Origin of the sequence: Pseudomonas putida (assembly GCF_004357765.1) — a bacterium.
Lineage (GTDB): Bacteria > Pseudomonadota > Gammaproteobacteria > Pseudomonadales > Pseudomonadaceae > Aquipseudomonas > Aquipseudomonas putida_U.
In genome coordinates this window covers 41074-50812 of sequence record NZ_SMTE01000022.1, presented here as the reverse complement: position 1 = coordinate 50812, position 9739 = coordinate 41074, and the positions used below count along the sequence as shown (strand labels likewise).

Below are 9739 nucleotides of genomic sequence, written 5' to 3'. Positions count from 1 at the left end.
CTTGATTCGAGCGTAGAACCTGTGGGAGCGGGCTTGTCCCGCGAACACCGGCGAAGCCGGTGCCATTCACCGCGTCGCCCCATTCGCCGGACAAGCCCGCTCCCACAAGGACCATGGTTCTCTGCGCGACAGCGCAGCCCAGACCCGCGAAGGCCGCAACGCGGCCCCAATAGATGAGCATGAGACCTTAACTGACTGGCATTAGCCCTGGGCCGGTTTTTTTGTCCGCGCAATGCCGAATTCGCGGGGGCTACCTCAAAGACTCAAGCGCATCGACAGGTCCACTGCCTTGACATCCTTGGTCATCGCGCCAATCGAGATATAGTCCACGCCGGTTTCGGCAATCACCCGCAAGGTGCTTTCGTTGACCCCGCCACTGGCTTCCAGCTTGGCCTTGCCGGCATTGATGCGCACGGCTTCGCGCATTTCATCGAGGGTCAGTTCGTCGAGCATCACGATGTCGGCACCGGCGTCCAGCGCCTGACGCAATTCGTCCAGGCTCTCCACTTCGATCTCAACCGGTTTGCCTGGCGCGATGCGGTGCGCCGCGGTCACTGCCTCTGCCACGCCTCCGCAGGCGGCAATGTGGTTTTCCTTGATCAGGAAAGCGTCGTACAGGCCGATGCGGTGATTGTGGCAGCCGCCGCAGGTGACCGCGTACTTCTGTGCCAGGCGCAGCCCAGGCAAAGTCTTGCGGGTATCGAGCAGGCGCACCTGGGTGCCTGCCACCAGCCCGGCGAGGAAGTGCGCGCGGGTAGCGACGCCTGAAAGCATCTGCAGGAAGTTGAGCGCTGCGCGCTCGCCACTGAGCAGCGAACGAGCTGGTCCTTCGAGGTGGAACAATGCCTGGTTGGCCTTGGCCTGATCGCCGTCGGCGACCTGCCAATGTACCGCAACCCGGGGATCGAGTTGACGGAACACCGCATCGACCCAGGCAGTGCCGGCGACCACGCAATCCTCGCGGGTAATGATGGTGGCCTTGGCCAGGCGCTCGGCGGGGATCAGTTGCGCGGTGATGTCGCCGCTGCCGATGTCTTCCAGCAACGCACGGCGCACGTTGGCTTCGATTTCGGCAGTCAGGTCGGCGAGGCGTAGGTTCGGCATGGTCGGCTCCACAAGCTAGGTGTCGCGATTATCGGGTAGGGGAGGCGGCTGTGTACAGCAGACCGCGTGTGCCGGCAGGGTGCTCGAACAGGCCAGAGGTTGCTTTAATGGATCCATATGTGGGCCGGTAATCGCACGGATTACGAATGCATAGCCGTATTTACATTGACTGCCAACGTTGTTCGTGGATTTAATGGATCCATTAAATAAAAACAACATGCCGGAGAGCCTCCATGTACCCAAAAAACACCTGGTACGTCGCTTGCACCCCTGACGAAATTGCCGAAAAACCTCTGGGTCGACAGATCTGCGGGGAAAAGATCGTTTTCTATCGCGGTCACGAGGGCCGTGTTTGCGCAGTCGAGGACTTCTGTCCGCACCGTGGCGCGCCGCTGTCGCTGGGCTACGTCGAAGACGGGAACCTGGTATGTGGTTATCACGGCCTGGTGATGGGCTGTGACGGCAAGACTGTCTCCATGCCGGGGCAGCGAGTTCGCGGCTTTCCCTGCAACAAGACCTTCGCTGTGGTCGAACGCTATGGCTTCGTCTGGGTCTGGCCTGGCGACCAGGCGCAGGCCGATGCGAGCCTGATCCCGCACCTGGAGTGGGCGGTCAGTGACGAGTGGGCCTACGGCGGCGGCTTGTTCCACATCGGTTGCGACTACCGGTTGATGATCGATAACCTGATGGATCTCACCCATGAAACCTATGTCCATGCCTCCAGCATCGGCCAGAAGGAAATCGACGAAGCGCCCCCTGTCACCACTGTCACAGGTGACGAAGTGGTCACTGCGCGCCACATGGAAAACATCATGGCACCGCCGTTCTGGCGCATGGCCCTGCGTGGCAATGGCCTGGCTGACGATGTGCCGGTGGATCGCTGGCAGATCTGCCGCTTCACCCCGCCGAGCCATGTCCTGATCGAAGTCGGCGTTGCCCATGCCGGCAAGGGCGGCTACCACGCCGAGCCCCAGCACAAGGCTTCGAGCATCGTGGTCGATTTCATCACGCCGGAAACCGATACCTCTATCTGGTACTTCTGGGGCATGGCACGCAACTTCGCCGCCCACGACCAGACCCTGACCGACAACATCCGTGAAGGCCAGGGCAAGATCTTCAGCGAAGACCTGGAAATGCTCGAACGCCAACAGCAGAACCTGCTCGCCTACCCCGAACGTAACCTGCTCAAGCTCAATATCGATGCCGGTGGTGTGCAGTCGCGCAAGGTGCTGGAGCGGTGGATCGCCAAGGAGCGCGCAGCCCAACCGGAACTGATCGCCACCAGCGCGACGCCAGCCTGAGGAGGATCCGACATGATCGATGCCGTAGTGGTATCCCGCAACGATGAAGCCCTGGGTATCTGCAGCTTCGAACTGGCCGCTGCCGATGGCAGCCCGCTGCCGGCCTTCAGTGCCGGCGCGCACATCGATGTGCACCTGCCCGGTGGGCTGGTACGTCAGTACTCCCTGTGCAATCACCCTGAAGAACGCCACCGCTATCTGATCGGCGTGCTCGACGACCCCGCTTCACGCGGCGGTTCGCGCAGCCTCCACCAGCAGGTTGGCGCAGGCGCAAGTCTGCGTATCAGCGAGCCGCGTAACCTGTTCCCGCTGACTGCGGGGGCTCGGCGTAGCCTGTTGTTCGCCGGTGGCATCGGCATCACGCCAATCCTGTGCATGGCCGAGCAGTTGTCGCACAGCGGCGCGGATTTCGAATTGCATTACTGCGCCCGTTCCTGTGAGCGTGCGGCATTCCTCGAGCGCATTCGTCACTCGCCGTTTGCCGACCGCCTGTTCGTGCACTTCGATGAACAACCGGAGACCGCGCTGGATATCGCCCAGGTATTGGGCGGTGCGCATGACGATGTTCACCTGTATGTCTGTGGCCCTGGTGGTTTCATGCAGCACGTACTGGAAAGCGCCAGGTCGCTGGGCTGGCAAGAAGCCAACCTGCACCGGGAGTACTTCGCTGCTGCTGCGCTCGATACCAGCGGCGATGGCAGTTTCTCGGTCCAGGTGGGCAGCACCGGCGAGGTCTTCGAGGTGCCGGCAGACCAGAGCGTGGTGCAGGTGTTGGAGCGCCATGGAATCGAAATCGCCGTTTCCTGCGAGCAGGGTATTTGCGGTACCTGCCTGACCCGTGTGCTGCAGGGCACGCCCGATCATCGCGATCTGTTCCTCACCGAGCAGGAGCAGGCGTTGAACGATCAGTTCACGCCATGCTGCTCTCGCTCCAAGACGCCGCTGCTGGTGCTGGATATCTGACCTGGCTCAGGATGCTGGCAGAATGACCTTCATGCGTGGGTCGGCCTTGGCGCTGCCGAAGGTTTCGGCATAGCGCAAGGTGGCATTGGCGTGCTCGCGCATGATCGCCTCGGCGCGGGCACCCTGGCCGTTGACCAGGGCATCGAACACCGCGTGATGCTGCATGTGGGCGAAGTTGAAGCGGCGGTACTCGCGCGCCAGGTCGTGGCGGTCGATGGCCAGTGCGGTGACCGAGGCGAACGGCAAGTGATCGTTGCGCGCCAGGGCATCGGCAATCGCCGGGTTGTGACTGGCCGCGACGATCACCTGATGAAAACGCATGTTGAGATCGTGGTAGGCGTCCAGGTCTTCCTCGGTCACGAAGCCCTTGTCGAACAGCTGGTCCCCCTCGGCCAGGCACTGCTGGAGGGCTTCGCGCGCTGCCGGCGACAGACCACGCTCCGCTGCCTGGCGGGCGGCCAGACCTTCCAGCACACCGCGTACCTCGACCGCGCCGGCGATGTCCTCTTCGCTGACCGAGCGCACCTGAAAGCCACGGCCGCCAAAGCGCACCAGCAGGCCTTCCTGCTCGAGGGTGCGAAATGCCATGCGCACCGGCATGCGTGACACACCGAACAGTTCGGCGGTCGGTACTTCCATCAATCGCGCGCCGGCCGCCAGTTCGCCCGAGGCGATCATCTTGCGCAACGCAACCAGCACCATCTGACCGGGTTTACTCATCCAGGCAACTCTTGAGGCATGAGCGGCCATCTTAGCGTAAGGACTGGAGTTGTGGTCGCTCATTGTGGGCGCACCGGCGCTTCACCACGGACTTGAGCTGTGCCGATAACGCAAACAGCCCTCAGCGAAGGCGAGCGATTCGGGCTCGTCGTCGCTGAGGGCTGTCGGGCGGCTTGGGTCAGGCGTTGGCCAGTTCTGGCCGTGCAGGAGTGGCGGCACGCCGCAGCAACAGCAGGCAGCCGGCGGCGATGACGAATACACTGGCGAACACGCCATACAAATGCAGCGGTTGCCAGCCACCATCGAGCAGGACGCCCGCTACGGTAGGCGAGAGGATCGCGCCGATACGACCGATGCCGATACCCCAGCCAACGCCAGTGGCGCGCACCGACGCGTCATACACCGCTGGCGAGAGCGCATACAGCCCTGCCACGCAGCCATTGGAGAACAAGCCGATCAGCAGGCCCAAAGCCAGCGCCATCGCGACCGAAGCGCCGTTGGCCACGAACAGCACCAACAGCCCCGCTGTGATGAGCATGAATATCGACAACACCCGGCTCAATGGCCAGCGTGAGGACAGGCCGCCGATCAGCGCGGCGCCGATGATGCCGCCAACGCTCAGCAACACTCCGCCGGTGATGCCCTGTTGGGCCGACAGGCCTGCTGCGACGAGTAGTTTCGGGGTCCAACTCATGACGAAATAGAAGCCGAACATCACCAGGAAGAACAGCAACCAGATCACCAGGGTGGTGCGCCGCAGCGAGGGCGCGAGCAGTTGTCTGAAACCACCGGTGGTGCCGCGGGTATGGGCGAGGGGGGGAGGGAGCTGTGCCAGTGCCGGGTGGCCGAGGCGAGCAGCCAGGCGGTTGACCCTCGCCAAGGCATTGGCCGGGCGTCGGGCGAGCAGGAAATCCAGCGATTCGGGTAGCCACAGCAGCACTAGCGGGATCACCAGCACCGTCACGATGCCGCCGAACAAAAACACCGAACGCCAGCCCCAATGTCCCAGCAACCATACCGCGAGCAAGCCGCCGAGGGACGCGCCCAAGGCATAGCCGGTCGATTGCAGGCTCACTGCCAGGCCCCGCCAGCGCTTGCTGGCATATTCGCTGGCGATGACGTTGCTGCTGGCCAGAATGCCGCCGATCCCCAGCCCGGTCAGGCCGCGCAACAACGCCAGTTGCAGCGGGCTTTGGCTCAGGGCGCAGAGCAGCATGCCCACCCCGGAAAGCGCCAGGCAGACGAGAATCAAGGGGCGGCGGCCGAAGCGGTCGGCCCAGGGGGCGATGAACAATGAGCCGGCCGCCATGCCGAACAGGCCAGCGCTGAGCAGTAGCCCCACCTGTGCACCGCTCAGGTTCCATTGCGCCGAAACCGAGGCCGCGGTGAAAGCCATGACCAGTACGTCGAAACCATCGATCATGTTCAGGACGATGCAGATACCGATGGCCAGATACTGGAAACCGACCATCGGCTCGTCATCCAGCCGCTGTTTGATATCCATGCTCATGGAGTCACCTGTTGATCGGACTCGACCGCAGTGGAGAAGAGGGAGGTGCGCAGGCACGCTAAGCTGAGGGAACCTTGTCGGTTCCGTGCCCCTGGTAGGCCATTCATGACTGAACCCTTTTGTAATTGTTGTCGCGTACGGCAGGAGGGCTCCGACCGTAGTCAGGCGCTAATCAATCAGATGATGGATCCATAAACAATATCGTCTGAAGGGGCTTCGTCGCTGAGATTCCTCGTGCTGACCTCTTCATGAATTGTCTTCCTTCAAAGATGCTAGTTAAATCAAAAGCTTATGAAGATTATTGCTTGACTATTTTTTGTTCGGTTATCGAACCTATTTGATGACATGGATCCATTTGAGGGGGTAAGTCGAGGCGGTAAGTGGAGGGGATGTGCGGGCCACCGCGCCTTTGGTCAGGACGGTTGAGCAATTTCCCGATTTGGCGGTCTTTTGCCTGCCAGCGTCCCGACGCCGGCGTTCCAAAGCGTGCCGAACAAGGAGACAAGGATGCATACAGAAGGCAAGGTGGTGCCGCTGGCAGCCGCCATCGAGCGGGGTAACTATTTGCCCGGCCTTCCGCTACTGCTCCTGCAGGTGCGTGACAAAGCCGCATTGCAATTGCGTCACGGTCTGCAGGCCTTGTTCGATAATGCCGATGACAGCCTTTTCGAAATGGCCGACAAAGCCACCGACCGCCGTGAACAGAATCTGTGCTTCGAAGCCATGCGTGACCTGCGCCTCAAGCGCAAGGGCATCGAGCGCCATGTGCTCGATGGGTTCTATGGCGCCTTCGCCCGCCTGGGGCAGACCGCTGCACCGGCGACAACGGCAGAGGTGTCCCTGGAGCGTGATAGCGGAGCAGAGGCCCTGGTCGCCCGCGCCCTCTCGCGCGATGGCCTGGCGCTCGGCCAGTTGCTGCAGCGTTTGCACGCGCTGCTCGATCGAGCTCTGCCCGAACAGAGCAACCCACTCGCACCTGCGCCGTTGTGCGAGCTGTTCATCGATGCCGCGCGCAGCCTCGGGCTCGGCCCGCGCGTCAGGGCAATCCTGCTGAAGCTCTTCGAGCGTCATGTGCTGCGTGATTTGTACCTGGTCTACGACGATGCCAACCAACTGCTCGCCGATGCCGGTATCTTGCCCGACCTGCCGGCGTTGCCGCGTCGACGTGCCGAGGACCGGCGCAGCAATGCTCGTCAGCGCCCGAGCGCCGCCCACCAAGACGAGCACGCCGACCTTGCCGGCCAGGCGCTGTTCGATGCCGTACAGGGCCTCTTGGCACCTGACCGTCGATCGCCCGTGCCTGTGCAGGCGATCGGCGTGGCCCAGCTGCTGAGCCGCGCCGACTTGCTGCGTCTGCTGACGCACTTGCAGCATCAGGTTCCAGCCACGTTCGAGGCCAATGATTTCGACCCTGGCCAGCAACTTGGCGTGCTGTTGCGGCGTGTCGGTGCACGCAGCGCAACGCCATGCCGGCTCAGTCACGCCGATGAAGACATGATCTGCCTGGTCGGCTTGCTGTTCGATTTCATCCAGGCTGACGACAACTTGCCAACCCGCCTGCGGGCCCTGATCGGTCGTCTGCACATCCCGCTGCTCAAGGTGGCGCTCCTGGACAAGAGCGTTCTGGTTCGCGCCAGTCATCCCGCCCGGCGACTGCTCGACGAAATGGCTGCTGCTGCAATCGGCTGGGAATCCAACGATGACGGCCTGCGTGACAGCCTGCACCTGCGTATCGAGCGCACTGTCCAGCGCCTGCTCAACGAATTCGATGACGACCCGGAGCTATTCGCCGAGCTGCTCGAGGACTTTCTTGCCTTCAATCAGGATGAGCGTCGGCGTTCGGCCTTGTTCGAACAGCGCACCCGCGATGCCGAAGAGGGCAGGGTGCGGACGCTGCAAGCACGCCTGCAGGTGCAGCGGGCGCTCAATGCACGTCTGCGGGGCCGGCGTCTGCCAGCAGGCGTGCTGAACATGGTGGTGCAAGGGTGGAGTCAGGTCATGCTGATGGTCCTGCTCAAGCACGGTGAGGCCTCCGCACCTTGGCGCGACGCGTTGACCACCCTGGACATGCTGCTGGGCAGTGTCGTCCCGCACCATGACCTGCGTGCCCGTGAGCATTTGCTGCAGCAGGTGCCAGGGTTGCTCAAAGCGCTACGTGACGGATTGGCCGGCGTGGCGTTGGATTCGGCGGTGACCCGTGCGTTCTTTCTGCAGTTGCAGCAACTGCACCTGCGCGCCTGCGCCGCTCAGCCGGCGAGCGTTGACGATGGCGATCCAGCCATGACCGAGGTTCAGGTCGAAGAAGACATCGTCCTGGTGCTGGCCGAGGAGCTGGCCTGCGCACCGCTGCGTCCTCTCGATGATCTGGTGCAGCCGTTGCGTCAGGTGCAGCGCCTGCAGTTGGGCGCCTGGGTCGAGGTCTGCGATGAGGGCCAGGCGCTGCGCTGCAAGTTGGTGGCCCGTTTGGATGGCAGTGATCGGCTGGTGTTCGCCAACCGCAGCGGCCTGAAGGTTCGCCAGTGGAGTGCGGCTGGCTTGGCGCAGGCGCTGCGGCGCGGCGATGTGCGGCTGCTGGATGACGGCCTGCTGTTCGAGCGGGCGCTACAAACGGTGCTCGCAGGCCTGCGCCAAGGCACGCGGCATTGAGTGCGCCAGGATTTACATGCAAATGGCCACAGCCGCAAGGCATACTGCGGGCCTGTACCGGCGCTTTCTCAGGATCTTCCCATGCAATTGGACCGTGCCACGGGCTGGTTCGGCGGAATCGACCACTGCCCTTCGCCCAACTTCAACGCCCGCCCCGAGGGCGAAGCGATTTCGCTGCTGGTCATCCATAACATCAGCCTGCCTCCGGCCTGTTTTGGCACGGGCAAAGTGCAGGCGTTTTTCCAGAACCGCCTCGACCCTGACGAACATCCTTACTTCAAGGACATCTGTCATCTGACGGTGTCGGCACACCTGTTCATCGAACGCGATGGCGCCGTGACCCAGTTCGTCTCGCTGCTCGATCGTGCCTGGCATGCCGGTGTGTCGTGCTTCCAGGGCCGTGAAGGGTGCAATGACTTTTCCATCGGCATCGAGCTCGAAGGCACCGACGAACTGCCCTACACCGAAGCCCAGTACAACGTACTGACGCAACTGACCCGGCAGATCCGCGCAGCGTTCCCGCGGATCGACGTGGATCACATCCAGGGGCACTGTGATATTGCTCCGGTGCGCAAGACCGATCCCGGTCCGGCCTTCGACTGGCAACGCTACCGGCGATCCCTGCAGAGCAACGAGGACAAGGCATGAGTTTTCTGGTGTTGGTGCTGGTGCTGTGGGTCGAGAAGTTCTCTGCCTGGCGTAAGCGGGTGCAGCATGACGGGTTCTTCATCGGCGAGCTGACCCGCCTGGAAAGAAGCGGCAAGGTCCATCCCTGGTGGACCCTGGCCATTCTGGTGGCGGCGCCGGTGGCGCTGTTGATGTTGTTGTTGCATGTGCTGGAACCGGTTGCCTATGGTTTGTTGGCCTTGCCGGTGCATCTGCTCGTGCTGATCTACAGCCTGGGGCGTGGCGAAACCAAGGCTGCTCTGGGGCCGTTTCGCGATGCCTGGCGGCGCGGAGACGAACAAGCGGCGCTGCATGTGGCAGAGCGCGATCTCGGCCTGCAGGCCGATACCCCTCGCGGCCTGCTGGTGCGGGTCCAGGGTTATCTGTTGTGGCAGGCTTACCAGAGCTTTTTCGCAGTGATCTTCTGGTATTTCGTGCTTGGCCCTGGTGCGGCCCTGGCCTACCGCTTGCTGGCGCTGACAGCCGGCAACAGTGGGCAACCGGCACTCAAGGCGCGTGCCGAGCAACTGCGCCATATCATGGACTGGCTGCCGGTGCGGGTGCTGACCCTGAGCTTCGCCCTGGTGGGCAACTTCGTCGCGGTCATGCGGTTGATGTTGCATGAATTGCTGAATTGGCACATCGGTGCCGGACATTTGGTGGCCCGGGTCGGGCGGGTGGCTGACGACATCCCCGAGGAGGAGGATGACCAGCGCGGCCTAGCCAGGCTGGACAGCCTGTGGGAACTGCTACAGCGCTGCGCGGTGCTGTGGTATGCCGGTTTCGCGCTGTGGACGGTGTTGCTCTGATAGTCGCGAGCAGAGCCTGC

At 62.8% G+C, this 9739-nt stretch carries 8 protein-coding genes; 5 read left to right on the top strand and 3 right to left on the bottom strand.

Annotated elements, in window-relative coordinates:
- Positions 1 to 255: 255 nt before the first annotated feature.
- Positions 256 to 1104 carry a carboxylating nicotinate-nucleotide diphosphorylase gene (nadC, locus tag E2H86_RS24615; RefSeq protein WP_133332111.1) on the bottom strand — a complete coding sequence of 283 codons (849 nt, stop codon included), beginning with the start codon at positions 1102 to 1104 and terminating at the stop codon, positions 256 to 258.
- A gap of 233 nt (positions 1105 to 1337) precedes the next feature.
- Here nadC and E2H86_RS24610 point away from each other — a divergent pair, with 233 nt between their 5' ends.
- Both E2H86_RS24610 and E2H86_RS24605 read left to right on the top strand, forming a co-directional pair.
- The gene (locus tag E2H86_RS24610) at positions 1338 to 2405 is read left to right on the top strand and encodes an aromatic ring-hydroxylating oxygenase subunit alpha (RefSeq protein ID WP_133332110.1); all 1068 of its coding nucleotides are present in this window, start codon (positions 1338 to 1340) and stop codon (positions 2403 to 2405) included.
- Between the two features lie 12 nt (positions 2406 to 2417).
- Positions 2418 to 3368 (top strand): PDR/VanB family oxidoreductase, encoded by a 951-nt coding sequence (locus E2H86_RS24605; protein WP_133332109.1) that lies wholly within the window; start codon positions 2418 to 2420, stop codon positions 3366 to 3368.
- A gap of 6 nt (positions 3369 to 3374) precedes the next feature.
- Here the strand turns inward: E2H86_RS24605 and E2H86_RS24600 are convergent, their stop codons facing one another.
- Positions 3375 to 4088 (bottom strand): GntR family transcriptional regulator, encoded by a 714-nt coding sequence (locus tag E2H86_RS24600; RefSeq protein WP_133332108.1) that lies wholly within the window; start codon positions 4086 to 4088, stop codon positions 3375 to 3377.
- A gap of 178 nt (positions 4089 to 4266) precedes the next feature.
- Entirely contained in the window at positions 4267 to 5598 is a 1332-nt protein-coding gene (locus E2H86_RS24595) for an MFS transporter (protein ID WP_133332107.1), read from the bottom strand.
- A 507-nt stretch (positions 5599 to 6105) separates the two neighbouring features.
- On the opposite strand from E2H86_RS24595, the gene E2H86_RS24590 reads away from it, so the two are divergent.
- The 3 genes from E2H86_RS24590 (at position 6106) to ampE (ending at position 9719) form a co-directional block, all read left to right on the top strand.
- On the top strand, positions 6106 to 8244 hold the full coding sequence (locus E2H86_RS24590; protein ID WP_133332106.1) for a DUF1631 domain-containing protein: 2139 nt from the start codon (positions 6106 to 6108) through the stop codon (positions 8242 to 8244).
- An 81-nt stretch (positions 8245 to 8325) separates the two neighbouring features.
- Entirely contained in the window at positions 8326 to 8892 is a 567-nt protein-coding gene (gene ampD / locus E2H86_RS24585; protein WP_133332105.1) for a 1,6-anhydro-N-acetylmuramyl-L-alanine amidase AmpD, read from the top strand.
- A complete protein-coding gene (ampE, locus tag E2H86_RS24580; RefSeq protein WP_133332104.1) occupies positions 8889 to 9719 on the top strand; it encodes a regulatory signaling modulator protein AmpE in 831 nt (276 codons plus the stop codon). The genes ampD and ampE overlap by 4 nt, the downstream gene beginning before the upstream one ends.
- The last annotated feature ends 20 nt before the right edge of the window (positions 9720 to 9739 follow it).

Excerpts from the sequence above, each read along its gene's own strand:
- nadC (WP_133332111.1), bottom strand. The coding sequence starts at position 1,104 with ATGCCGAACCTACGCCTCGCCGACCTGACTGCCGAAATCGAAGCCAAC.
- E2H86_RS24610 (WP_133332110.1), top strand. The coding sequence starts at position 1,338 with ATGTACCCAAAAAACACCTGGTACGTCGCTTGCACCCCTGACGAAATT.
- E2H86_RS24605 (WP_133332109.1), top strand. The coding sequence starts at position 2,418 with ATGATCGATGCCGTAGTGGTATCCCGCAACGATGAAGCCCTGGGTATC.
- E2H86_RS24600 (WP_133332108.1), bottom strand. The coding sequence starts at position 4,088 with ATGAGTAAACCCGGTCAGATGGTGCTGGTTGCGTTGCGCAAGATGATC.
- E2H86_RS24595 (WP_133332107.1), bottom strand. The coding sequence starts at position 5,598 with ATGAGCATGGATATCAAACAGCGGCTGGATGACGAGCCGATGGTCGGT.
- E2H86_RS24590 (WP_133332106.1), top strand. The coding sequence starts at position 6,106 with ATGCATACAGAAGGCAAGGTGGTGCCGCTGGCAGCCGCCATCGAGCGG.
- ampD (WP_133332105.1), top strand. The coding sequence starts at position 8,326 with ATGCAATTGGACCGTGCCACGGGCTGGTTCGGCGGAATCGACCACTGC.
- ampE (WP_133332104.1), top strand. The coding sequence starts at position 8,889 with ATGAGTTTTCTGGTGTTGGTGCTGGTGCTGTGGGTCGAGAAGTTCTCT.